This window comes from Arthrobacter sp. MYb224 (assembly GCF_002975455.1).
Taxonomy (GTDB): domain Bacteria; phylum Actinomycetota; class Actinomycetes; order Actinomycetales; family Micrococcaceae; genus Glutamicibacter.
Genome location: NZ_PCPU01000002.1, coordinates 19,337 through 43,500, shown reverse-complemented (window position 1 = coordinate 43,500; position 24,164 = coordinate 19,337). Strand labels below are relative to the sequence as shown.

The following is a 24,164-nucleotide window of genomic DNA, read 5'->3' as shown; positions in this document are numbered from 1 at the left end:
TTCCGCGGGCACCGGTGCGGCTCTCAGAATGTCGCCCGGAAATTTCTTTCGACCCTAGGCACTAGTCAGCGCGCAAGGCCATAACTTCCACAACGTGAAATCTAGATTTTCTATTGCGGTAATGTGATCCACGGCATACAGTTGGTGGACAATCGATGTGGCACACATCTCGGAGTGAATTTCTCTAACTCAGGAGCAGCCATGAGCACACAACTCATAGGGACTCGCGCAGTAAAGCCAGCCTGGCGACTGCAGCACGAAGCCCAGCCCGTGGTGGGCACACCAACCGAGTTCTATCTGAACTTCGGCCAGCCGATCTATCCGTAACGCGTCATCTCGTCCCCTCAGCGGACATACACGCAGCTTCTTCCATACGCATAGACCAGCATGATTCATACATGCGCGCTGTCGATAATTCGTTGTCCCTAAAGCTTCTCACTGTCGAGAACAGACTTCGATCCTCAGCACGCACCTGAGAATAGGACCTCACCATGGGGCAAAAAACTCCGGAGACCACCTCCGCGCCGACGATCATTACCCAATCGCACAACGAACGCATTGACCGTTCCAACCCGCATGAGCTCAGCGCCACACTGTACAACGAGGACCTCGCGCCGACTACCCGTGCCGGACGCACCTGGAACTCGTACAGCATCTTCACCCTCTGGGCCAACGACGTGCACTCGCTGGGCAACTACGCTTTCGCCATCGGCCTGTTCGCCCTGGGGATGAGCGGTTGGCAAATTCTCGGCGCCCTAGGCATCGGGGCAATCCTGCTCTTCGCCCTGCTGACCCTCTCGGGGTTCATGGGCGAGAAGACCGGCGTGCCCTTCCCCGTCATGAGCCGCATCGCCTTCGGCGTCAACGGTGCGCAGATCCCGGCGCTGTTGCGTGGCGCCGTGGCCATCGCCTGGTTCGGGATTCAAACGTTCTTGGCCTCCCAGGTGCTGAGCGTCATGGTCATCGCATTGGCGCCCAGCGCAGCCGGCTTGCAGCAGACGAGCTTCCTGGGACTCGACACCCTTGGCTGGATCTGCTTCGTAGCCCTCTGGGCCATCCAGCTGGTGATTGTCAGCTACGGAATGGAAATGATTCGCAAGTACGAGGCCTTTGCCGGCCCGGTCATTCTCGTCACCTTCTTGGCGCTGGCCATCTGGATGCTCTTTGAATCGGGATTCAACGTCTCCATGAGCACCGGCGAATCAAGGTCAGGTCTGGACATGTGGGTCGGCATCTTCGGAGCCGCCGCCTTGTGGGTTTCGATTTACGGAACTTTCGTTTTGAACTTCTGCGACTTCACCCGCGGCGCCACCTCGAAGAACGCCATCGTGCGCGGAAACTTCTTCGGCATTCCACTGAACATGCTGTTCTTCGGGGCCATCGTGGTGGTTCTCACCGGAACCCAATTCTCCATCAACGGCGCGGTCATCACCTCGCCTTCAGATGTCGTCGAGGCCATCCCCAACACGCTGCTGCTCGTCCTGGCCTCCGGTGCGCTGCTGATCCTGACCATCGCGGTGAACCTGATGGCAAACTTCGTGGCCCCGACCTACGCGCTGACCAACCTCTTCCCCAAGCGGTTGAACTTCCGCGCCGCCGCCTTGATTTCCGGCTTCATCGGCTTGGTGATTCTGCCTTGGAACTTGTACAACTCCCCGGAGATCATCAACTACTTCCTCGGTGGGCTAGGTGCGCTGCTCGGCCCGCTATTCGGCATCATCATGGCCGACTACTGGCTCGTGCGCCGGGCCCGAATCAATGTCTTGGACCTTTACCGCACCAATCCGGAAGGCACCTACTACTTCACTCGCGGCGTCAATTACCGCGCAGTGGCTGCCCTGGCGGTCAGCTCGGTCGTCGCCTTGCTCCTGGCATTCCTGCCCGCACTGCACGTTGTCGGACCGTTCGCGTGGTTCCTCGGTTCCGGAGCCGGCGCAGTTGCCTACCTGATACTCGCCAAGCGCCGCCTCGACCTGACGGATATTGACGGCGAAGCCATCGCGGTAACCCCAAAGCACTGATTTCTAAGGAACTGATCATGCGCATTCTCATTGTTAATGTGAACACGACCGCCTCGATGACTCACGCAATCGGCGAATCGGCTCGCAAAGTCGCCTCGCCGGGCACCGAAATCATCGAGCTGACTCCCGATTTCGGCGCGGACTCCTGCGAGGGGAACTTCGAAAGCTACCTCGCCGCCATCGCCGTGATGGACAAGGTCGTCAACTACCCCGGAGACTTCGACGCGGTCATCCAGGCCGGCTACGGAGAGCACGGACGGGAAGGACTGCAGGAACTGCTGGAAGTCCCGGTCGTTGACATCACCGAGGCCGCCGCCTCCACCGCACAATTCTTAGGGCACAAGTATTCGGTCGTGACCACCTTGGACCGGACCGTTCCGCTGATTGAGGACCGCCTGAAACTCGCAGGACTCACCGACCGGCTGGCCTCGGTGCGTGCCAGCGGCCTGGGAGTCCTGGAGCTGGAATCCGATCCCGAACGAGCCGTCGCGGCCATCGTGGAGCAATCAAGACAGGCGGTGCAGGTCGATAAGGCGGAAGTGATCTGCCTAGGTTGCGGCGGCATGGCCGAATTGGAGGCGAAGGTCAGCGAGGCCACCGGCGTGCCAATTGTTGATGGGGTGCGTGCCGCGGTGACCATTGCCGAGTCTTTGGTGCGCATGTGCTTGAGCACTTCAAAGGTGCGCACCTATGCAACCCCGCGCCCGAAGAGCATTACCGGATGGCCGATCAGCCGAGTAAAAAGTGGTTTGCCCGTCTGAGGCCGGGCGCCCAATTTGCACGGTAAAGCCCAAGGCGCAACTCAGTCTATTCCCAGAGTGCCCGCCTAGAGTCGTAAGTACCTCTTGAAGGTGCGAGTGATGACAAGAACCCTCCAACGCGGCAAGCGTTGGAGGGTTCACTCATGTTCAGGGTCTTTCAGGCTTCGGACCGGATTGGCCACTCCTCGGCTAGGAGCGCGTAGCTCATGCCGTCCAGCCATTGACCGCCGCGGTGCAGCGCATCGCGTTTGCTGTACCCCTCACGCCTCATGCCGATTCGTTCCATAAGCCTCCACGATGGCTCGTTCGCGGCGAAGCATTCGGCAACAACCCGTCGTAGTCCCAACGGCCCGAAGCACAGGTCGATAACCCCACGGACCGCTTCGGTGGCATAGCCGAGACCACCGTATTCGGGGTTGAAGCTCCAGCCGATTTCGGCTTCGACCCCGCGAGCCGCGTCTTCAATCTCGCTCTGGCCCCAACCATCTTTCACCTTCACCATGACCGTCCCGATCAACTGCGGCTGCCCTTGCGCATCCAGCAGCTGAACCGCGACATCACGGGAATACCGCTTGCCCTTCATGAATTGCTCCAGATACTGCGGGAAATCATCCGCGCGCGAGGTGATCCAGCGTTGCACCTCGGGTAGTTTCCGGTAGTCCCACGTCGCTTGGGCATCGGCAACTTCGAGTCGTCGCAGCGAGAGCCGCCGAGTAGCCACGGGCCAGTTAATTCGGTCGAGAGAGTCACTCATCTTCGTATCCTAGTGCGGTGCTTCGCGCCTTTTTGCCGTGGAGCGCGCAGTTCATGACGGTAAATGAACATCCAGAGACGACCGGCATCGCCTAAAAATGAATAATTTAGCAACGCTTCGCTGCACTATATTCCTTGCGCAAATAGCTTGCCTCACCTAACTAAACGCGGAAAATCCCTCATGAAATCCTTTTTTTCGACGAACTTGCCGGAGTTGAGTGAGCTAAGTAACAACGGTCTGGCTTATTCGATTTAGGTCAGCTTAGGCTAGGCTAATTATCAGATCACTCATTTGCGCGGCCAATGTCGGTCGCCTGTTCCGAAGGATGACATGGCTTCCATGAAACTTCGCGCCGCAGCTTTGCTGGGCGTTGCAGCACTCTCCCTGACAGCTTGCGGCTCCAACGCCGAAGCCCCGGCAGAGTCCGCACCAGCGGCTACATCCACGGTGACTTTCACCGATAACAATGGCGAACACACCATCAACACTCCGGCGAAGTCAGTGGTCGCAACCGACAACCGCACCTTCGAAACTCTTGAGGCCTGGGGCATCGAGCTCACCGCCGGCGCCGTGGCGCTGATGCCGGACACCATCGACTACGCCAAGGACGAAAAGGTCATCGACCTCGGCAGCCACCGCGAGCCGAACCTCGAAGCAATTGTCGAAGTGGCCCCGGACCTGATCATCAACGGCCAGCGATTCACCCAGCACGCAGAAAAGCTTTCGAAGCTGGCTCCCGAAGCCACCATTGTGAACCTCGACCCGCGCGAAGGCGAGGCCTTCGACGCGGAGCTCAAGCGCCAGACCACCGTGCTGGGTGAAATCTTCGGCAAGCAGGCAGAAGCCAAGGCGCTGACCGATGACTTCGACAAGGCCGTTGCACGCGCCAAGGCCGCGTACAACAAGGACGCGACCGTCATGGGCCTGATCACCTCCGGCGGCGAGATCAACTACTCCGCTCCGGGTAGCGGACGCAGCGTCGGCCCGGCCTTCGACATTCTGGGCCTCACCCCGGCACTGGTCGTCGAGGACGCCTCCACCGATCACGAGGGCGACGATATCTCGGTAGAGGCAATCGCCAAGTCGAACCCCGATTGGATTCTCGTCCTTGACCGCGACGGCGCAGTTGCCAGCGATGAAGCCGGCTACACCCCGGCGGCCGACCTGCTGAAGAAGTCCGAAGCACTGGCTAACGTCACCGCTGCCAAGGAAGGAAACGTCGTGGTCATGCCCGCAGATACCTACACCAACGAAGGCATCCAGACCTACACCGAGTTCTTCAATGATTTTGCAGAAGCGCTGGAAGCCAAGTAACCAGAACGCTGAATAGCGACTACGTGGCGGAGCCGATAACCGGCCCCGCCACGTAGTCGTATCCACCACATATCGAATACACGGCGGCACCATGACTACTACGACCCCCGCGGTCAAGCCCAAGGGCAGGCTCCTTGAACCCAAGCTGCTGCTTGGCATCCTCGGCGTTCTCGTCCTCTTGGGCTTCTCCCTGTTCACCGGTGTCTATGACATCTTCGGCGCCGAGGACGGGTCCGCGATGTTCGCCGTGACCCGCATCCCGCGCACCATCGCCCTGGTCCTCGCCGGAGCCGCAATGGCCATGAGCGGGCTGGTCATGCAGCTGCTCACGCAGAACCGTTTCGTGGAGCCGACCACCACCGGCACCACCGAATGGGCCGGGCTGGGACTGCTGACGGTGCTGATCATCAACCCCGAAGCCTCGCTGCTGGCCAAGATGACCGTGGCGATCGTCTTCGCCTTCATCGGCACCATGGTCTTCTTCCTGTTCCTGCAGCGAGTTTCGCTGAAGGCCTCGTTGACTGTGCCCATCGTGGGGATCATGCTCGGCGCCGTGGTGGGTGCCTTCTCCTCCTTCATTGCCCTGCAGACCGACATGCTCCAATCCCTGGGCATCTGGTTTGCCGGTTCCTTCACCTCCGTGATCCGCGGGCAGTACGAGGTGCTGTGGATCGTGGCGTTGGTGGCCATCGCGATCTTCATCGTCGCCGACCGATTCACCGTGGCCGGGCTCGGCGAAGAGATCGCCACGAACGTTGGGCTGAACTACCGCCAGGTGATGCTTCTGGGCACCGGCCTGATCGCGATTGCCACCGGTGTAGTCACCGTGGTCATCGGCAACCTTCCCTTCCTGGGGCTGATCGTGCCGAATATCGTGTCCATGTTCCGCGGAGATGACCTGCGCAGCAACCTGCCGTGGGTGTGCCTGCTGGGCATTGCCATCACCACCGTCTGCGACCTCATTGGCCGCACCATCATCATGCCCTTCGAGATTCCGGTTTCCCTGATCCTCGGCGTGCTCGGCGCGGTAGTCTTCATTTCCCTGCTTCTAAGGCAGCGCAAACTTGGCTAAGCTCATGACTCCCCCGCGCACCACTCCCAAGCTGCCCTCGCCGCCGGTCTTTGGCCGTGCCTCCGGCGCACTGCCAACGAAGAAGATCCGCAGTCGCTACTGGATCATCTTCTCCATCATGTTGGCCCTGGCGCTGAGCTTCAGCTTCGGGCTGCTCGCCTGGGACAACCCGATGCCGGTGGGCTCCGACGGGTTCTGGCTGATCGCGAAGATGCGCGCCAGCAATATCCTGACCATGGCCATCGTCGCCTTCTGCCAGGCAGTGGCGACGGTGTCATTCCAGACGGTCACGAACAACCGCATCATCACCCCATCGATTATGGGCTTCGAGTCCCTCTACGTGGCGGTGCAGACCGCCTCGGTGTTCTTCATGGGAGCCGCCGGCGTGGTCGCCCTGCAGGGGCTGTGGCAGTTCAGCTTGCAGGTAGCGATCATGGTGGTCCTCGCCTGCCTGCTCTATGGCTGGCTGCTGTCCGGCAAGCTGGGCAATATCCAGATCATGCTGCTGATCGGCATCATCCTGGGCGCTGGCCTCGGATCGATCTCCACCTTCATGCAGCGCATGCTCTCCCCCAGCGAGTTCGACATCCTGACCGCGAAGCTGTTCGGCTCGATGAACAATGCGGATATGAGCTACTTGCCGGTGGCCATCCCGCTGATCCTCATTGCCGGGTTCTTCCTGATCTCAAATTCCCGGAAAATGAATATCGTGTCCCTCGGCCGCGATACCACCATGAACCTTGGCATCAATCACCGCTCGGAGGTGATGCGCACGCTATTCTTCGTCTCGATCCTGATGGCCGTATCCACCGCGCTGGTCGGCCCGATGACCTTCCTCGGCTTCCTCGTGGCAACCCTGGCCTACCAGCTGGCGGACACCTACGACCACCGCTTCATTTTCCCTATCGCTTTCCTGACCGGCTTCGTGGTGCTCGCCGGGGCGTACTTCGTGATGAAAAATATCTTCTACGCCCAGGGCGTGGTGGGCATCATCATCGAGGCCGTGGGCGGCGTGACATTCTTGATCTTCATCCTGCGAAAGGGCCGGCTGTGATTACCCTCAAAGAAGTGCATAAGAAGTACAGCTCCGAGGTGGCCATCGGACCGGTCACGCTCGAGATCCCAACCGGCGGCATCACCGCCCTGGTGGGCCCCAACGGGGCCGGAAAGTCCACCATGCTCACCATGGTCGGACGCCTGCTGGGCATCGATTCGGGCAGCATCGAGGTCGCCGGCTACGACGTGGCCTCCACCGCTTCCAAGGATCTGGCGAAGATCGTGTCGATCCTGCGCCAGGAGAACCATTTCGTCACCCGGTTGACCGTGCGCCAGCTGGTCGGTTTCGGACGCTTCCCGCACTCCAAGGGGCGGCTGACGCCGGCGGATGAAGAGATCATCTCGCGGTCCATCGATTTCTTGGACCTCTCCGAGCTGGAGGGCCGCTACCTGGACCAGCTTTCCGGCGGCCAGCGCCAGCGCGCCTACGTTGCCATGGTGCTGGCGCAGGACACCGAAACGGTGCTGCTGGACGAGCCGCTGAACAACCTGGACATGAAGCACTCCGTGCTGATGATGCAGCACCTGAAGCGGGCGGCCCAAGAGCTGAACCGCACCATCGTGATTGTGCTGCACGATATCAACTTCGCCGGCCATTACGCGGACTACATCTGCGCGATGAAGCACGGCAAGGTCGTCCAGTTCGGTTCCCCGGAACGGATCATGAATGACGAAATCCTGTCCGAGGTTTTCGAAACTCCGGTACAGGTGATCGCCGGACCCAACGGCCCGCTGGCGGTGTACTACTAAACGAGATCTGGCGATTCGGTTCAACGCCGGATAGCCGAGATGATGATCCGCTTGAGGTCATTGCTGCCAACTATTGCGCTGGCCGCATCGGAAAGGTGGACCAACGTGTTTCCTGAGGTCCGATCCGCACGTGCATTTGCCGCGCTTGCAGCTGCGATATTGGTGCCCCTAGGCGACGACTGGACTCCAGTCAACCAACCCGGTCTGCAGATCATAGACGGCCGCAATGACTTCGGTGCGCCCGGCGTTAACCGCCGCACGGATGATCTCCGAGCGTTCAACAAGCGCGGCGGCGACCGCGACGGTATTCATCCGGACCACGTTGTTGATGTGTTCTGACTTGTCCGGCACCGGTTCCGCCTCACGCGCCGCCGGCGCGATCTCGCTGATGAAATCGATCATTTCTCCCGGGGCCTTCGGTGATTTCGCGTTCTTCTCGAGGGCTTCGACCGTGCCAGTCACCGCTCCGCAGGCGGTGTGCCCGAGGATCACGATGACCGGGACCTCATAGGGGCTGCTGACCGCAAACTCCATGCTCCCCACGAGGGTGTCGTCGAGTACCGCCCCTGCCGTTCGCGTGACAAAGAGGTCGCCAATCCCTTGGTCGAAGACGAGCTCGGGGGCAACCCGAGAATCAACGCATCCGTGGACCAAGGCCCATGGTTCTTGGTGCTCTGCAAGGTCGCTTCGCAGCTGGCTTGTTTGGTTCGGGTGCTTTGGCCGGCCTTCGGCGAATCTGCTGTTGCCGGTCTTGAGCATTTTAAGGGCTTGGCCGGGGGTACTAGGTGCCTTGGCGGCGGCCGGGGCGTGATCGCCTACCGGGCTCGGAGCCGTTGTGGAATTCTGCGGCGATGTGCAGGCTGCAAGGCCGGCCAGGGCAAGCACTCCACCCGCCGCCGAAAAGAACCGGCGCCTGTTCAGCTGAACCGGATCTTCCTGTTTGGAAGACGCTGCGCCGGCAATGGAGTTGGCGGATTCAGACATGTGTTATCCCCTCGGCACGCTCTGGCCAACCCCACCCGGATAAGTCGAGCCAGCACCGACCATGCTCTCGATGTGGTGAGTTAGATCGGTTTACGTTCTAAATAGTGACTTGTATTCTACGGCGGCCTAATTGATTCATTAAAAATGAGGTGTCATATTTCGCCGGCATCGAACCAAGATGACGTCCGAGGGGTGTGCGGGCCGTGAATTAGCGTTGCTGGCGCGGTGCTTTTGCCCGCAGCACCGGCGAGCACAACAGCACGATGACGCCCACCAGCGGGACGAGCAACAGCCCGGCTCGAAGCCCCCAGCCCTCGGCAACAAATCCAACCAGCGGCGGCGAGATCAGGAATCCCAGACGCATCAGCCACGAGACCACGCTCAACCCGGTGCCTGGGGCAAGGCCCGGCAGCCGGTCTGCGTGTTCCATCGCGGCCGGAACCAGGGTCGCCACGCCAAATCCGGCAGCCGCGAAACCCAGCACGCTTCCCGGCACCGACGGGAAGGCGAGCGCCAACCCCATACCGAGGATGAGGCAGACGGCACCCATTTGGGCGACCAAACGCTGTCCGAAGCGGTCAACCATGCCGTCGCCAAGAATTCGACCCACAAACTGGGCGCCGACGAGCGAAATATAGCCAAGCGCCGCGAAAGAGGCCGAAGTCCCCAGCGAATCGGCAAGATACAGCGCGGCCCAGGAGTTGCCCGCGTCCTCCGTCATGACCCCCGCGGTGGAAATCAGCACCAACGCGACCATGATCCACAGGGTGTGGTTGCGCGCCGTGCGCGCGGTGCCCGGGGAGGGATCGGCAGGGCGGTCCTCGGATACCTCTTCGAGTCCGGCTTGCGGTTTTCCCATGGGAAGGCAGAATTTGAGGGCGGTCAAGGCGACGACCGCGAATATCAGCAGCGAGATGCCCAAGTGCACGCTCAGCGACAGGTTCAACGCCATGGCTCCGGCGGCCATGGAACCGCCAAGGACGGCGCCCACCGACCACAGTGCATGGAAAGAATTGAGGATCGAGCGTCCATAGCGTCGCTGCACAAGGAGCCCGTGGGAATTCTGCGCCACATCGGTGATGGCATCCATTGCGCCGCCGAGCAGGAAGCCCGCGGCGAGCAGCGCGAGGCTCGGGGCCGAGCCGGCGCCGAGCAGCGCAGCTCCGGTGAGCATGGTTCCGGCCACGGCCACGAGCGCCGAGCCAAAGCGGCGAATGAGCCAGCCGGCCGCCAGGCCGGCAATGATTGCGCCTACCGGCCAGGCGATCACCAGAAAACCGTAGGCCGCTTCGCCCAGCCCGAAAGTGTCCTTCAGCTCGGGAAGGCGCGGCGCCATATTTGCGAACAGCGCACCATTGGTCAGAAACAAGGCCGATACCGCGCCGCGCGCCCGGCGGTCGGCGCTATCGATGGAGGTCGGGGCCACCGAAATTTATCGCTTCTGCGTTTCGAAGGGCGCGGTTGCCCGGACCAATTCGATGCCGCGCGAGATGGCCCCTTGCAATGCCACCTCCGCGCCCAGCTCGGAAACGGCCAACTGCACACAGGTGAGCTCTGGTTCCCTGGCTAATTCACGGTCGGCGATATCGATCACCGGCTGCAGGATTCCCGCCATGGCACCCGAGAGAATGACCTTCTGCAGCCCGGCGAAACCGGAAATCACGGCCACGACCTTTGCCAGCCGCCGCCCGAGCGATTCCAGGATTTCCAGTGCCAACGGATCTTGCTGCGCGGCCGCTTGGAAAACATCCTCGGCGCGCACCAGTTCGGCGGGAATCCGCCGAAGCGAGCTTTCGGCCCCGCCTGCCAATGCATGCCTCGCTTGTTCCCGCGCGAGGTAGCCAAGCCCCAGCGCATCGCCCACCCCGGTGACATGCGAAAGGAAGCGCATCTCTCCGGCTAGCCCGTGGGTTCCGCGCAACAGGTGCCCGTCGATGACCACTCCGGCACCGAATCGTTCGCCGACCATCAGCGCGGCGAAGGAATCGGATTCTTCGAGTCCAAGTTCCGCCACCGCCGCCAGGTTCGCGTCGTTTTCAACCGAGAACAGGTGGGTATATTCCGCCAGCTGCGCACGCCAGTCCGGGTTCATCGCGGCCCAGAAGCCATCGGCCACCTTTGGCGAAAAACCACCGGAATCCACCGGAGCGGGGACCCCGATAACCAGGGCGCCGAGCTTTTGAACTCCGTGCTTCTCCAGGGTTCCGCGAAGAAGTTCCTCGGTGATGCGAAGCCGCTCTTCCCCGCATGCGCCCGGCTCCACGCTCAGGGACCGGCGTTCAATCTCCTTGCCGCGCAGGTCGGCGAGCGCCAGCGAGATCCGGTGTTGGCCGGCATCGATTCCGGCGACTACCGATTTGGCGGCGTCGAGTTCATAACGCAGGGCCGGACGGCCTTTCGAGTATGCTCCGGCGGCACGGGTGTCCTCCGCTTCACGCAGCCAGCCGGTGGCCACGAGCTCTTTTGCCTGGTTCAGCACGGTTGCCCGGGTGAGCGAGGTGAGCTCGATGAGCTCGCTGGCGGTCACCAGCCCGCGATCCCAGGTCGCCTTGAGGACCTTTTGGGTATTCAGGCGTCGCATGGAGGTGGCGCCGGGCTCCGTCGCGGAATGCTGGTTGCTGGAATCGGTCATTGATTTCACCATTTGAGTATAGACGGATATTTATTTAGATGCTAAATTTACTGAGAAAATAAAGTGACCCACTTCATTCGACCGTCGGAGATACCCATGAACATAGGATCTACCACGCTGTCCAGAGCCCTGTCCCGCAGAACATTCATCTCGTCTTTGGCAGCCGCAGGGACCCTGATGCTCGCGGGCTGCGGCGCTACCAGCACTCGCACCTCGATTCGATTCAACCAGTCAAAGCCGGAGGTCGTCCCCTACTTCCGCGACCTGCTCAGCGAGTTCAACGGCGCACAATCTTCCATATCCGCGGTCCACGAAGTGACGGCCGGACTCTCGGCGGCCTTTGCCCGCAACGACCCGCCGGATCTTGGCTGCTTGAACTACAACTACGAGATGGCACGCTTCCAGGAACGCGGCGCGCTATCGGACCTCTCGGATCTGCCCCAGGTCCAGATGAACGCTCCCTTCGTCGACGAACTGCTCGCACTCTATCCGGATTACCCGGGGCGCACCTCGGTGCTGCCCTACTCGATGATGGGTGCCGCCGTCCTGTACAACAAGGATATTTTCGCCAAGCACAAGCTGGCCATCCCGCAGCGCTACTCGGAATTCGTGGCATTATGCGAAGAGCTCGTAGACCTGAAGGTCACCCCGATCTACTCCACTTTCAAGGACGCGTGGACCGCATCCCAGGGACTGGCGGACTACACCCTGGGCGGAGCCGTGGACATCAACAAATTCTTCGCCGCGCTGCGAAGCGTCGGCGCGGATTTCGCTCCCGGCTCCGAACTGTCCTTCTCCCAGGCCTTCACCGACCCGCTGCTGCGGATGCAGGAACTGGCCAAGTTCTCCAATAAGGATGCGGCGAACCGCGGCTACGGCGACGGCAATCTCGCCTTCGCCAACGACCAAGCGGCCATGTACCTCCAAGGCCCCTGGGCACTGCCCGAAATCTCCAAGACCAACCCCAACGCCAATATCGGCACCTTCCCGCTGCCCATGACCGAGGATCCGGACGATCTGAAGGTCCGCGTCAATATCGACCTGGCACTCTGGATCCCGGAACAGTCCGAGCACCAGGATGAAGCGCGCGAACTGCTCGAATTCCTCTGCCGGCCAGAAGTCCAGAACCCCTATAACGAGATGGCCCTCGGTTTCGGAGTGCGCTCGGACTCCCCTCCGGCCAAGGACAAACGCCTGGTGCAAATGCAGCCCTATATCGATCGCGGCAAGGTCTTCCAGGGAGTTTCCACCGCCATCCCGCGCACCATCCCCTTCGAGAACTACATGCAGGGCCTCGTGACCGGAAGCAGCGTAGAACAGACGTTGGCCACCCTCGACGCGGACTGGGCTCGACTAGCCCAGCGCGGCTAGTCAGCTAAGGACGAATCATGGCTCTGACGACCTCAATCAAACCCACGCCCGAAGCTCAACCCGCCGCGCCTGCGCGCCCGCCACGGCGCCGGCGCATCGAATGGACCTATCTGGCATTCCTGCTCCCCGCGCTGATCTGCTTCACCATCGCCATTACGGTTCCCGCATTGATGGGCATATTCTTCAGCTTCACCGACTCGGTCGGCTTCGGCGACTACCAGATCATCGGCCTGACCAACTACCTGGCCCTGTTCACCGACCCGGCCATCATCGGCGCCTACGGCTTCACCCTTGGTTTCGCATTCATCACCGTGATCATCACCAACCTCATCGCCTTTCTGCTCGCCATCGGGCTGACCGCGCAGATCCGTGCGCGGGTCGCGCTACGGGCCATCTTCGTGATGCCCATGGTCATTTCGGGCATCGTGATCGCCTACGTTTTCAATTTCGTCTTCTCCAACACCTTGCCGGCCTTCGGAGAAACCATCGGACTGGACTTCTTGAAGTCCTCAATTCTGGCCAACCCCGACTACGCCTGGATCTCCATCGTGATCGTCACCGCCTGGCAGGCGATCCCGTCGGCCATGCTGATCTACATAGCCGGGCTGATGGCGATTCCCTATGACCTCTACGAGGCTTCCTCGCTCGATGGAGCCAGCGCCTTCGGGCAGCTCAAGGCGGTGACCTTGCCGCTCATGGTGGGGTACATCGGAATCAACATGATCATTGGCTTCAAGAACTTCCTCGGTGCCTATGACATCATCGTCGGCCTGACCAATGGCGGACCGGGAGTAGCCACACGCTCCATCGCCATGACCATCTTCACCGGATTTGAACGCGGCGATTACGCCTACCAGATGGCCAACGCCACCGTCTTTTTCCTCATTTCGCTGATGATCGCGCTGCTCCAGCTGCGCCTGACAAGTAAGGGAGTGGCCAAATGAGCGTTACCCTCCAGCAACGGCTGAACAAGCGTTCCCGCGCACGGATTGGACGCGAACGCATCAATTGGTGGGCCACCGGAGCGCTGATGGCCTGCGCCCTCACGGTGCTCACCCCCTTGTTCGTGACCGTTTCCATGGCGTTCAAGTCGGCCGCTCAAGCGGTTGACGGGAAAGCCTTCTCGCTCCCGCGCCCATTCTCCATCGAGGGTTTCACCGCGGCCTGGGAGCTGGTCAATTTCCCCCGCGCCTTCACCATCTCGCTGCTGATCACCCTGGCCACGGTGCTCGGCGGAGTGATGCTCGCTTCCATGGCTTCCTATGCGATTCACCGCAACTGGCATAAGCGCCTCTACCGGCTCAGTTTCTACTACCTGCTGGCCGCGATGTTCCTCCCGTTTCCGGTGCTCGCGCTCTCCCAGGTGAAGCTCACCGGACTCTTCGGGCTGGATAACCCGGTAGGCGTAGCCATTCTGCACGTGATGTTCGGGCTGTCTTTCAACGTCCTGCTCTTCACCGCCTTCCTGCGCGGCCTGCCCGGAGAGCTGGAGGAAAGCGCCCGCATCGATGGTGCAGGCACCTGGACCACCTACTGGCGGATCATTTTCCCACTGATGGCGCCGATGAGTGCCACCGTGGCGATCTTCGCGTTTCTGGCCTCATGGAATGACTTCATGATGCCTTCGCTGATCATTGCCGAACAGGCCGACCAGACCCTGCCGGTAGTCCAGCAGCTTTTCCAGACCCAGTTCTCAAATAACTACAACGTCTCCTTCGCCTCCTACCTGATGGCGATGGCGCCAAGCATCGTGGCCTACCTGTTCACCCAACGCTGGGTCATGTCCGGGCTCACCCAAGGGGCGGTGAAATCCTAAGCCGCCCCTCCCCTGAACCATCTACATTTAGAAGCAGACAACTTTTCCGGAAGGAAGCAAGATGACCTTGCAAGATACTCAGAACTCCGCCGGCCTTTCGCCGGATGCCAACTGGTGGCGCCAGGCCGCCGTCTATCAGATTTACCCGCGCAGCTTCGCCGACGCAAACGGCGACGGCCTGGGCGACCTGCCCGGCATCACCTCCAAGGTCCCCTACCTGAAGGAGCTCGGAATCGATGCCGTCTGGCTCTCCCCGTTCTACCCCTCGGCCCTCGCCGACGGCGGCTACGACGTGGACAACTACCGCGATGTTGATCCCCGCCTGGGCACGCTGGAGGATTTTGACCGGATGGCCGCAGCGCTGCACGCTGCAGGCATCCGGGTCATCGTGGATATCGTGCCGAACCATTCCTCGGACCGCCACGAGTGGTTCAAGGCGGCGCTCGCCGCACCGAAGGGATCGGCCGAGCGCGAGCGCTATATTTTCCGTGACGGCCTGGGCCAGGATGGCGAGCTGCCGCCGGCCGATTGGGAATCCTTGTTCGGCGGACCGGGTTGGACCGCCGTGGGCGACGGCCAGTGGTACCTGCATCTTTTCGCCAAGGAACAGCCGGACTTCAATTGGTCCAATGAAGAAGTCCGCGCAGACTTCCGCAAGACCTTGAGATTCTGGTCCGACCGCGGGGTGGATGGCTTCCGCGTGGATGTGGCCCACGCGCTGACCAAGGACATCCCGTTGACCGAGCTGCCGGATAAGGCACAACTCGACGCCCACCCATGGGACGGCACCCATCCGATCTGGGATCGCGACGAGGTGCATGAGGTCTATGCCGAATGGCGTGAGGTCTTCAACGAATACGAGCCACCGCGCATTGCGGTCGCCGAAGCGTGGACCAATGCCGACCGCCGCCCTGCCTACGCCCGGGCCACCGGGTTGGGCCAAGCGTTCAACTTCGATCTGCTGCAGGCGGACTTCGAAGCCGAGGCGTTCAAGAAGATCATCTCCTTCAACCTCGCTCAGGCTTCCGCCGCCGGATCGTCGACCACGTGGGTGTACTCGAACCACGATGTGGTTCGCCACGCCACCCGCTATGGGCTGGAAGCAACCGGCGATCCGGACGCAGCGAAGACTTGGCTGCTGCAGGGTGCGGATCCGGCCCGGGTGGATGTGGAGCTGGGGCTGCGCCGCGCTCGCGCGGCGACCCTGCTGGAGCTGGCGCTGCCTGGCAGCGCTTACCTGTACCAGGGCGAGGAATTGGGACTTCCGGAGGTGACAGGCATTCCGGATGAACAGCGCCAGGATCCCGCATTCTTCAGGAATAAGGCAGTGGAAGTCGGCCGTGACGGGTGCCGCGTCCCGCTGCCCTGGGAAACGAGCGGTTCCTCCTTCGGGTTCGGCTCCGGCGAAGCGCATCTGCCGCAGCCAAAGGATTTTGGCCGGTACGCGGTAGCGGCACAGTCCGGGGTCGAGGGCTCGACGCTGGAACTCTACCGCGAGGCACTGAAGCTGCGCCGCGAGCTGCAAAGCGACGAATCGCTCTCCTGGCTGGCTACCGAGTCCGGCACGCTCGGCTTTTCCCGGCCGAATGGTTGGGTGAGCTTCACCAACTTCACCGCGCAGGCTCAGCAGCTGCCGGCCGGTGAAGTCCTGCTGGCGAGCGGTCCGCTGGATGCAGCAGGCCAGCTTCCCGCGGCAACCACCGTGTGGTTGCGCCAGCGCTAAACGAGGAGCTTTCCGGCAAATCCGCGGGCCGGGCCGAATGCGCAAGCATTTGGCCCGGCCCGCAGCCTTCTCCCCGCACTGACTAAAGTGACCCTTGACACAGCTCGCATTTCCGACTTGACTGAGAGTCAATCAATCGATTGATTGACTCTCAGTCTTTGGGCGAAAGCGATTCAAGAGCATGGACATCGACCAGGTGCAGCGAGCGGCCGTCGCACGCTTCGCCCAGCAGGGCTTCGCCGCCACGGGAATCAGGGAACTGGGCACCGCGGCCGGCATCAACTCGGCCACCCTCTATCACTATGTCGGCAGCAAGCAGGACCTGCTCATGCGGATCATCTCCGACTGCCTGAACGCCATGATCGCCGGCGGCCGCGCAGCAATCGCCGGCGAGCAACAACCCACCCGGCAGCTCGCGAGGCTGATCGCTTTCCATGTGGCATTCACCGCCACCAATCCGCTCACCGCGCGTGTCGCCGAATACGAGATGCGCGCCCTGACCGGTCCGGCGCAGGAACAAATGCAAGCACTCCGGGACCACTACGAATCGCTCTTCTCCAAGGTGCTGGCTGCCGGCCAGGCGGCCGGCGAATTCGCCACCGATGACCTGACCATGGCACGACTTGCGGTGATGGAAATGGGCACCGGCGTGGCCCACTGGTACCGCCCGGACGGCAGGCTCAGCCTCAGCCAGGTCCAGCAAAACTTCGTTGCCATGGCCTACAGAATTCTTGCGGTCACCGAAGCGCCGCAGCAACTCGGCGACCTATTGGCCATTCCACGCCGGCTCGCGAGCGAACCGGCCACCATCCAAGCCCAGCAGACCGTCAGCTAAGGAACCCAGTGAAGACCCTGCACTCACAGCTCGACACCAGCTCCGCTGCCTACCAGCGCAACGCGGCCGAATACACGGCGCTCACCGATGAGCTCCACCGCCGCCTGGAGCGCGCCGCCCGCGGCGGATCCGAGAAATCCCGCCAGCGCCATGTGGACCGCGGCAAGCTGCTGCCCCGGGACCGCGTCAACCAGCTCCTGGACGACGGCTCCCCCTTCTTGGAAATCGCCCCGCTGGCCGCCGAGGACATGTACGACGGGGCGAGCCCGGGCGCCGGCATGATCGCCGGCGTTGGGCTGGTGCACGGCCGGCATGTGCTGGTCATCGCCAATGACGCCACGGTCAAGGGCGGCACCTACTTCCCGATCACCGTCAAGAAGCATTTGCGCGCCCAGGAGATCGCGCTGGAAAACGTCCTGCCCTGCGTCTATCTGGTCGACTCCGGCGGCGCGTTCCTGCCCATGCAGGACGAGGTCTTCCCGGACCGCGAGCATTTTGGCCGGATCTTCTTCAACCAGGCGAACCTTTCGGCCAAGAAGATCCCGCAGATCGCCGCGGTGCTCGGATCCTGCACCGCCGGCGGCGCCTACGTCCCGGCGATGAGCGATGAAACGGTGATCGTGCGCAACCAGGGAACCATCTTCCTCGGCGGCCCTCCCCTGGTGAAGGCCGCCATCGGCGAAATCGTCACCGCCGAAGAACTGGGCGGCGGAGATCTTCACGCCAAAACCTCCGGAGTGGTGGACCACCTGGCCGAAACCGACGAACATGCGCTCATGATCGTCCGCGACATCCTCTCCACGCTCCCGGAGAATCCCGCCCCGGCCTGGAGAATCGCCGAGCAGGTCGCCGAACCGCGCTACCCGGCCAGCGAATTGGCCGGCTGCGTGCCGGTAGACGTCAATGCCCCCTACGACGTCCGCGAAGTCATCACGCGGTTGGTAGACGGCAGTGAATTCCATGAATTCAAAGCAGAATACGGCACCACCCTGGTCACCGGTTTCGCCCGTATCCACGGCCACCAGGTCGGCATCATCGCGAACAACGGCGTGCTGTTCTCCGAGTCCGCGCTGAAGGGCGCGCACTTCATCGAGCTCTGCGACCAGCGCGGCATTCCACTGCTCTTCCTGCAGAACCTCGCCGGGTTCATGGTGGGCCGCGACTACGAGGCAGATGGCATCGCCAAGCACGGAGCCAAGATGGTCACCGCCGTAGCCACCGCACGCGTGCCCAAGCTGACCGTGGTGATCGGCGGATCCTTCGGCGCCGGAAACTACTCGATGTGCGGCCGCGCCTACTCACCGCGCTTCCTGTGGATGTGGCCGGCGGCGCGCATCTCGGTGATGGGCGGAAACCAGGCCTCTTCCGTGCTCTCCACGGTCAAGCGCGACGGCATCGAAGCCTCGGGCGGAAGCTGGAGCGCCGAGGACGAAGAGGCCTTCAAGGCGCCCATCCGTGAGCAGTACGAGAGCCAGGGAAACCCCTACTACTCCACCGCACGCCTGTGGGACGACGGAGTCATCGATCCGGCCGATACCCGCCGGGTCCTGGGCCTGGCCCTGGACGTCTGCGCCCGTCAACCATTGCCGGAGACCTCCTTCGGCCTATTCCGGATGTAGCGCGAGGAGACAATCATGGATACAAAACTATTTGACACGGTCCTCATCGCCAACCGCGGCGAAATCGCCGTACGCATCATCCGCACCCTGCGCACCTTGGGGATCCGTTCGGTGGCGGTGTACTCGGACGCGGATGCCGGGGCGCTGCACGTGCGCGAGGCCGATACCGCCGTGCGCATCGGGGCATCCCCTGCCAATGAGAGCTACCTCAGCATCCCCGCGGTGCTCCAAGCCTGCAAGAACACCGGCGCTCAGGCGGTCCACCCCGGATACGGTTTCCTCTCCGAAAACGTGGAGTTCGCCCGCGCCCTTCAGGACGTCGGAATCACCTTTATCGGGCCTCCGGTGAACTCGATCAACCTCATGGGCGACAAGATCCGCTCGAAGAATCACGTGCTCTCCCACCAGGTGCCCGTCGTGCCGGGCATCGCCGAGCCCGGGCTGAGCGATGCCCAGCTGCGCGAGGCCGCCGAACAGGTAGGCTTCCCGCTGCTGATCAAACCCTCCGCGGGCGGCGGCGGCAAGGGAATGTTCGCCGTCGAATCCCCGGACCAGCTTCCCGAAGCACTGGCCAGCGCGCGGCGAACCGCGCGCAACGCCTTCGGAGACGAAACCTTGTTCCTCGAACGCCTGGTGCGCAACCCGCGCCATATCGAGGTGCAGATCCTGGCCGATGCGCACGGCAATACCGTGCACCTGGGCGAACGTGAATGCTCGCTGCAGCGCCGGCATCAGAAGGTGATCGAAGAAGCTCCGGCGCCGCTGTTCGAGAACCTCGAACAGGGCGCGCAAATCCGCGCACGCATCGGGGCGGCGGCCGTGGCCGCCGCAGAGTCGGTGGGTTACGTGGGCGCGGGAACCGTCGAATTCCTGGTCAGCGACGAGAACCCGGACGAGTTCTTCTTCATGGAAATGAACACCCGGCTGCAGGTGGAGCATCCGGTCACCGAAGAGGTAGCCAGGGTCAACGGCACCCGGCTGGACCTGGTGGACTGGCAGGTGCGCATCGCCGCCGGGCAGCGGCTGGACTTCGCCCAGCGCGATGTCACGCTCACCGGTCATGCCATCGAGGCACGGCTCTACGCCGAGGACCCCGCGGAAGGGTTCCTTCCTTCGGTCGGAACCATCCTGCGGGTCAGCGAACCGGCCGGCGAACATTTGCGCGTGGACAGCTCGCTGCGCGATGGACTCGAAATCAGCGCGCACTACGACCCGATGCTGGCCAAGCTCATCGCCTGGGGCGAAAACCGCACGGAGGCCTTATCCCGGCTTGACCGCGCCCTGTCCCGATGCGTGGTGCTCGGCGTGCTGACCAACAGCGAATACCTGCGCCTGCTGCTGGCCGACGCGGACGTGGCGGCCGGGCGGCTGGACACGAACCTGATCGAACGGAAGATGCACGAGTTCTCCTTCCGGTCCCCCGGGGCGCGCGAACTGGCGCTGGCGGCCCATTTGGAGCACGTCCGGCTGCACACCGCGGATACCCCGTGGACCCGCCGCGACGGCTGGCGGGCGCAGCACAACCACGGGACACCGCAGCACTATGAAGTGCAAGAGCGGCAAGTTGCGCTCGCCGTGCACGGCGGGGAGAGCTCAAGCCGCATTCTGCTTGCCGGGGACGAGTACGCGGTGCGGGATCTGGGCTCCGGGAACTACTCCATCAACGGGCAGCGCACCGGGATTCACCACGCGTTCGCCGCGGACGGCACCTTGTGGCTCAGCGAAGACGGGTGGACCGGAGCGGTGCGCAAGCTCCCCCGCGAAGAGGTGCTCGAACGGCACCTGGCCACGCTGGCCAAAGCGTCGGGCACGTTCTCCCCGCATGTCGAGACCCCGATGCCCGGCACCGTGATCTCGGTCCAGGTAGCCGACGGCGAACAGGTGTCCGAGGGGCAGCTGCTGGTCAGCATAGAGGCAATGAAAATGGAGCACCAGCTGCTTTCCCCGGCGACCGGCACGGTGCGCATGACCGGACTGAGCGTCGGCGATCTGGTGAAGGCCAAGCAGCTGGTGGCCACGGTGGAACCACAAATTCAGGAGCAAAACGCATGAGCGAGCCTACGCAACAACGTTTCGAACAGCGCGGACTGTACTTCGATGAGCTGAAGCTCGGGGCCGCATATGTGCATAAGCCCGGGCGCACGCTCACCGAGGCCGACAACGTGCAATTCACCACCATGACCATGAACAATCAAGGTTTGCACCTCGATGCGGCGTGGGCCGCAACCCAGCCGTTCGGCAAGCCGCTGGTGAATTCCTTGCTGACCTTGAGCACCATGATCGGCCAATCGGTGGGGCAGCTCACCGAGGGCACCATCGTGGGGCAACTGGGAATCAATGATGTGAAATTCCCGCACCCCATGTTCCACGGGGACACCCTCTACACCGAAACCGAGGTCACCGCCCTGCGCGAGTCGAAATCCCGCCCCGGACAAGGCCTGGCCTCGATGACGCACACCGGACGGAACCAGCACGGGGACATCGTCGCCACCGCGACCCGCACCTGCCTGATGTGGACCCGGCAAGCGCACTTGGACTCCCTGGATTCCACTAAAGCCGCCGCAAATGACTAGCTTCGCCATGGGCCCCGCGATTCTCTTCTGCCCGGCGGACCGCCCCGAGCGCTATGCCAAGGCCGCCGCACGCGCCGACGCGGTCATCATCGACTTGGAAGATGCGGTGGCGCCGGAAAGCAAGGAATCCGCCCGCCGGGCGCTGCTGGACAGCGCCCTGGATCCGGCACGGACCATCGTGCGGGTCAATCCGGCGGACTCCGAGTTCTTTGCTGCGGATCTGGCGGCGCTGAGGCAGACCGCCTACCGCACGGTGATGCTGCCCAAGAGCGAATCGGCCGCCGATCCGGCGCGCTTGCAAAGCTACGAGGTGGTTGCGCTGTGCGAAACAGCGAAGGGCATCACCAGCGTCTCCGAGATCGCGGCGGCTCCCAATGTGGTCGCGGTGATGTGGGGGGCCGAAGATCTCATGGCTTCGCTGGGCGGAACCTCTTCGCGCACGGAAGAGGGGAACTACCGCGAGGTGGCACGCTTCGCCCGTTCCCAGGTGCTGCTGCACTCGGTAGCCCAGGGCAAGGCAGCGATCGACTCGGTCTACCTGGATATTCCGGATACCGCCGGACTCTTGGCCGAAGCGCGAGATGCCAAGGCCTCGGGCTTCGCCGCCAAGGCCTCCATCCATCCGAATCAGATGCCGGTGATCCGTGCAGCCTTCCGGCCCGGCGAGGCCGAGCTCGAGCGGGCCAAACGGATCCTCGCCGCGGCCGAAACCAATCCGGGGGTCTTCGCCTTTGAAGGCCAGATGGTCGATGAACCGCTATTGCGCCAGGCACGGGTAACGCTGGCCGCTGCCAAGCATCTCGAAGACGGCTAGGCAAACTCAGCGTCTCGCAAACCACCAGAGCAGGCGCAGAAGTGCGATATCACGATCAGCGCAGGGGACGAATCCACGCACTCCAGCCCAGCGGGTTCCAGGCAAGCCTCGCCTCGGATGGATCAAGTCACCGATGAGGACCACCCACTGCACCGGCAATACGCCCGCATTGTGGTGGTCCTTTCGCTTTTGCTGCAATCCCTCCTCTCCGGTGGATGCGTCATCTTTTCCGCAGGATCCATGAATCAGCGGTGCGAGTTTCAGCCTCCCTCCCCACTAAAGGATGAGGGTCGGATCGTTGACTAGGGTAATTACTCAGGGCTAGGGTCTTAAAGGAGACTAATCGACAAGGAAACTTTCGAATGCGCAATGCTCCAACATGTCACGAACACCGGTAGTTGGACGCTGCCATTTTGTTGAAGCGCAAAAACTCGCTGACGGGGAATCTACCTTTTGCAGGAAGCCAAGGCGTCGATTGCCGATACGGTTGCCAGCCCTGCTTCGGCATGCGCAAGCAGGAGCTGCTGCAATGCCAGCTGCCGGGTTAGGCGCACTTATCCGGACATTGGAATCCCTGCCAGAAGATCCAGAAACAGCCGGCCCCACGAGCCATCGCGCGGGCCAAAGGAATCTGGGACGCGATTCGCGGTGGTTCATTCACCGCGCAGATGGGCCAAGGACCTGCAGATGCCAGCAAGCAGTTCTTGGCCCAGATGGCGCTGCCACCGCCTGTTCCGCGTAAGAAAAGTAGTAGGCAGGATTAAAATGAGTGCAGATGAAATCAGGTTTCCGACGCTCGGGAACGCCATCGCGGGACGACTGACGACGGGTGCGGTGAAAGGACTACTGGCCCTGGCCGTTGCCTGGCTGTGCACATGGTTCATCAGCGTGGACGCGACCTTCGGCAAACTCGTTATTGCCTTGATCGTGTCGTTCGTGGTTTCGGAGGTGCTCGGCGCCGTCATCGAGCGCCCAATAGTTGTGCGGGAGTATCGGGCCGCTCCCGGCGGGCTCGGCTACGTGCTGCTCCCGTTGTCGGCGTCGGTGTTGATCGCGTTCGCTTCTGCGTTCGCAGTCACCGGAGCCATGGATGCAGCCGTGTTGATAACTGTCATCGTTGCGGTGATCAACACCAGCGAAGTGCTCTGGCTGCGAAGTTGGGAGCCCGGGCCAACCCCGGACGAGGAGCGAGCCAAGTTCCAGGATTTCAAGGCGATGACTAGTGAATATTTCGCGGAAGATGCCGCGGAGATCAAACGCCAAGCTGGCCACAAGGCACGGGAGCGGTACTACAAGAAGAAAGCCCGCGGGGAGTCAAAGAAACATGGGAACGAGGGCAGCTGACAGCCGCTGAGCCGCCGGCGGCTCAGCGGCGAACCCAGCGATAGCGGTGTTCCGGGCGCCCCGCCGAACCATAGCGCGGGCGCAGTTCCACCTGTCCGCGCCGCTCCAGCAGGTCCAGATACCGCCGGGCGCTGACCCGGGAGACCCCGCAGGCCTCGGCGACCTCGGCCGCCGAAATATCCGCGTCCACCCCGCGCACCGCGTCGGCGATGAGATCCAGGGTGGCCTGCGCGTAGCCCTTGGGCAGGCTGCCGGTCGGGGCCGGCGCCGGCACGGATCCCGTCGATTCGGCCTCTTCGCGCAGCAGCACGTCGATATCCGACTGGGCCAAGCGTTCCGGCGCGGCGATCCGCGCCTGGCGGAACAGGTCCAGCCGCCTGCGGAATTCCCCGACGGCGAAGGGCTTGACCAGGTACCCGTCGATCCCCTGGCCGATGGCTCCGCGCACCGTGGGCGCATCGGCGGCTGCGGTGATCATGATGACCCCCACCTGGCTGAACCGGGCGCGCACCTCGGCGAGGACCTCGACGCCATTTCCGTCCGGCAGGTGCACGTCGAGCAGGATCAGCTCGATTCCCGCATTCGCCTCCAGGCAGGCCAGCGCCTCCGCGGCGCGGGTGGCGGTGGCCGCGACACGGAATCCGTCGGTGGATGCAACAAAAAGTTCGTGCATGGCCAGCACATCCGGGTCGTCGTCGACGATCAGCGTTTCGATCTGGCGCATA

22 protein-coding genes are annotated in these 24,164 nt (G+C 62.5%); 17 read left to right on the top strand and 5 right to left on the bottom strand.

The window, feature by feature from the left end; all coding sequences use genetic code 11:
• Positions 1-201: 201 nt before the first annotated feature.
• From CQ017_RS18310 to CQ017_RS03480, 3 genes are all read left to right on the top strand, one after another.
• Positions 202-327, top strand: a complete 126-nt coding sequence (locus CQ017_RS18310) for a hypothetical protein (protein ID WP_258133479.1) — start codon at positions 202-204, stop codon at positions 325-327.
• 164 nt (positions 328-491) lie between these two features.
• Positions 492-2,021 (top strand): NCS1 family nucleobase:cation symporter-1, encoded by a 1,530-nt coding sequence (locus CQ017_RS03485; protein ID WP_105552549.1) that lies wholly within the window; start codon positions 492-494, stop codon positions 2,019-2,021.
• Positions 2,022-2,038: 17 nt separating this feature from the next.
• Positions 2,039-2,782: an aspartate/glutamate racemase family protein gene (locus CQ017_RS03480; RefSeq protein WP_105552548.1), complete on the top strand. Its 744-nt coding sequence runs from the start codon at positions 2,039-2,041 to the stop codon at positions 2,780-2,782.
• Positions 2,783-2,939: 157 nt separating this feature from the next.
• Here CQ017_RS03480 and CQ017_RS03475 read toward each other — a convergent pair whose 3' ends face one another.
• Positions 2,940-3,536: a GNAT family N-acetyltransferase gene (locus CQ017_RS03475; protein ID WP_105552547.1), complete on the bottom strand. Its 597-nt coding sequence runs from the start codon at positions 3,534-3,536 to the stop codon at positions 2,940-2,942.
• Positions 3,537-3,866: 330 nt separating this feature from the next.
• On the opposite strand from CQ017_RS03475, the gene CQ017_RS03470 reads away from it, so the two are divergent.
• The 4 genes from CQ017_RS03470 to CQ017_RS03455 all read left to right on the top strand — a co-directional run bounded on the left by CQ017_RS03470 (position 3,867) and on the right by CQ017_RS03455 (position 7,728).
• Positions 3,867-4,850, top strand: coding sequence for a siderophore ABC transporter substrate-binding protein (locus CQ017_RS03470; RefSeq protein ID WP_105552546.1), 984 nt, complete (start codon positions 3,867-3,869; stop codon positions 4,848-4,850).
• Positions 4,851-4,941: 91 nt separating this feature from the next.
• Positions 4,942-5,922 carry an ABC transporter permease gene (locus tag CQ017_RS03465; RefSeq protein WP_105552545.1) on the top strand — a complete coding sequence of 327 codons (981 nt, stop codon included), beginning with the start codon at positions 4,942-4,944 and terminating at the stop codon, positions 5,920-5,922.
• Positions 5,923-5,926: 4 nt separating this feature from the next.
• A complete protein-coding gene (locus CQ017_RS03460) occupies positions 5,927-6,976 on the top strand; it encodes an iron chelate uptake ABC transporter family permease subunit (protein ID WP_105552544.1) in 1,050 nt (349 codons plus the stop codon).
• Positions 6,973-7,728 carry an ABC transporter ATP-binding protein gene (locus CQ017_RS03455; protein ID WP_096287987.1) on the top strand — a complete coding sequence of 252 codons (756 nt, stop codon included), beginning with the start codon at positions 6,973-6,975 and terminating at the stop codon, positions 7,726-7,728. The genes CQ017_RS03460 and CQ017_RS03455 overlap by 4 nt, the downstream gene beginning before the upstream one ends.
• Positions 7,729-7,896: 168 nt before the next feature.
• On the opposite strand, the gene CQ017_RS03450 is transcribed toward CQ017_RS03455, so the two are convergent.
• The 3 genes from CQ017_RS03450 to CQ017_RS03440 all read right to left on the bottom strand — a co-directional run bounded on the left by CQ017_RS03450 (position 7,897) and on the right by CQ017_RS03440 (position 11,344).
• The gene (locus CQ017_RS03450) at positions 7,897-8,712 is read right to left on the bottom strand and encodes a carbonic anhydrase (protein WP_105552543.1); all 816 of its coding nucleotides are present in this window, start codon (positions 8,710-8,712) and stop codon (positions 7,897-7,899) included.
• A 208-nt stretch (positions 8,713-8,920) separates the two neighbouring features.
• Positions 8,921-10,138, bottom strand: a complete 1,218-nt coding sequence (locus CQ017_RS03445; protein WP_308729551.1) for an MFS transporter — start codon at positions 10,136-10,138, stop codon at positions 8,921-8,923.
• A 6-nt stretch (positions 10,139-10,144) separates the two neighbouring features.
• Entirely contained in the window at positions 10,145-11,344 is a 1,200-nt protein-coding gene (locus tag CQ017_RS03440) for an ROK family protein (protein ID WP_176484294.1), read from the bottom strand.
• Positions 11,345-11,440: 96 nt separating this feature from the next.
• Here CQ017_RS03440 and CQ017_RS03435 point away from each other — a divergent pair, with 96 nt between their 5' ends.
• The 10 genes from CQ017_RS03435 to CQ017_RS03390 all read left to right on the top strand — a co-directional run bounded on the left by CQ017_RS03435 (position 11,441) and on the right by CQ017_RS03390 (position 23,439).
• Positions 11,441-12,715, top strand: a complete 1,275-nt coding sequence (locus CQ017_RS03435; RefSeq protein WP_105552541.1) for an ABC transporter substrate-binding protein — start codon at positions 11,441-11,443, stop codon at positions 12,713-12,715.
• A 17-nt stretch (positions 12,716-12,732) separates the two neighbouring features.
• Entirely contained in the window at positions 12,733-13,659 is a 927-nt protein-coding gene (locus tag CQ017_RS03430; RefSeq protein ID WP_096288758.1) for a carbohydrate ABC transporter permease, read from the top strand.
• Positions 13,656-14,531 carry a carbohydrate ABC transporter permease gene (locus CQ017_RS03425; protein WP_105552540.1) on the top strand — a complete coding sequence of 292 codons (876 nt, stop codon included), beginning with the start codon at positions 13,656-13,658 and terminating at the stop codon, positions 14,529-14,531. The genes CQ017_RS03430 and CQ017_RS03425 overlap by 4 nt, the downstream gene beginning before the upstream one ends.
• A 61-nt stretch (positions 14,532-14,592) precedes the next feature.
• Positions 14,593-16,254, top strand: coding sequence for a glycoside hydrolase family 13 protein (locus CQ017_RS03420; protein WP_105552539.1), 1,662 nt, complete (start codon positions 14,593-14,595; stop codon positions 16,252-16,254).
• 181 nt (positions 16,255-16,435) lie between these two features.
• Positions 16,436-17,089 carry a TetR/AcrR family transcriptional regulator gene (locus tag CQ017_RS03415; RefSeq protein WP_096288754.1) on the top strand — a complete coding sequence of 218 codons (654 nt, stop codon included), beginning with the start codon at positions 16,436-16,438 and terminating at the stop codon, positions 17,087-17,089.
• An 8-nt stretch (positions 17,090-17,097) separates the two neighbouring features.
• Entirely contained in the window at positions 17,098-18,708 is a 1,611-nt protein-coding gene (locus CQ017_RS03410) for a carboxyl transferase domain-containing protein (protein ID WP_105552538.1), read from the top strand.
• 15 nt (positions 18,709-18,723) lie between these two features.
• Positions 18,724-20,760, top strand: a complete 2,037-nt coding sequence (locus CQ017_RS03405; RefSeq protein ID WP_105552537.1) for a biotin carboxylase N-terminal domain-containing protein — start codon at positions 18,724-18,726, stop codon at positions 20,758-20,760.
• A complete protein-coding gene (locus tag CQ017_RS03400) occupies positions 20,757-21,281 on the top strand; it encodes a MaoC family dehydratase (RefSeq protein ID WP_105552536.1) in 525 nt (174 codons plus the stop codon). Before CQ017_RS03405 ends, CQ017_RS03400 begins: the two co-directional genes overlap by 4 nt.
• Positions 21,274-22,095: a CoA ester lyase gene (locus CQ017_RS03395; protein WP_096255400.1), complete on the top strand. Its 822-nt coding sequence runs from the start codon at positions 21,274-21,276 to the stop codon at positions 22,093-22,095. Before CQ017_RS03400 ends, CQ017_RS03395 begins: the two co-directional genes overlap by 8 nt.
• 765 nt (positions 22,096-22,860) lie before the next feature.
• Positions 22,861-23,439 (top strand): hypothetical protein, encoded by a 579-nt coding sequence (locus tag CQ017_RS03390; protein WP_096255398.1) that lies wholly within the window; start codon positions 22,861-22,863, stop codon positions 23,437-23,439.
• Between the two features lie 22 nt (positions 23,440-23,461).
• Here the strand turns inward: CQ017_RS03390 and CQ017_RS03385 are convergent, their stop codons facing one another.
• The gene (locus tag CQ017_RS03385; protein ID WP_105552535.1) at positions 23,462-24,163 is read right to left on the bottom strand and encodes a response regulator; all 702 of its coding nucleotides are present in this window, start codon (positions 24,161-24,163) and stop codon (positions 23,462-23,464) included.
• Between the last annotated feature and the right edge of the window lies 1 nt (position 24,164).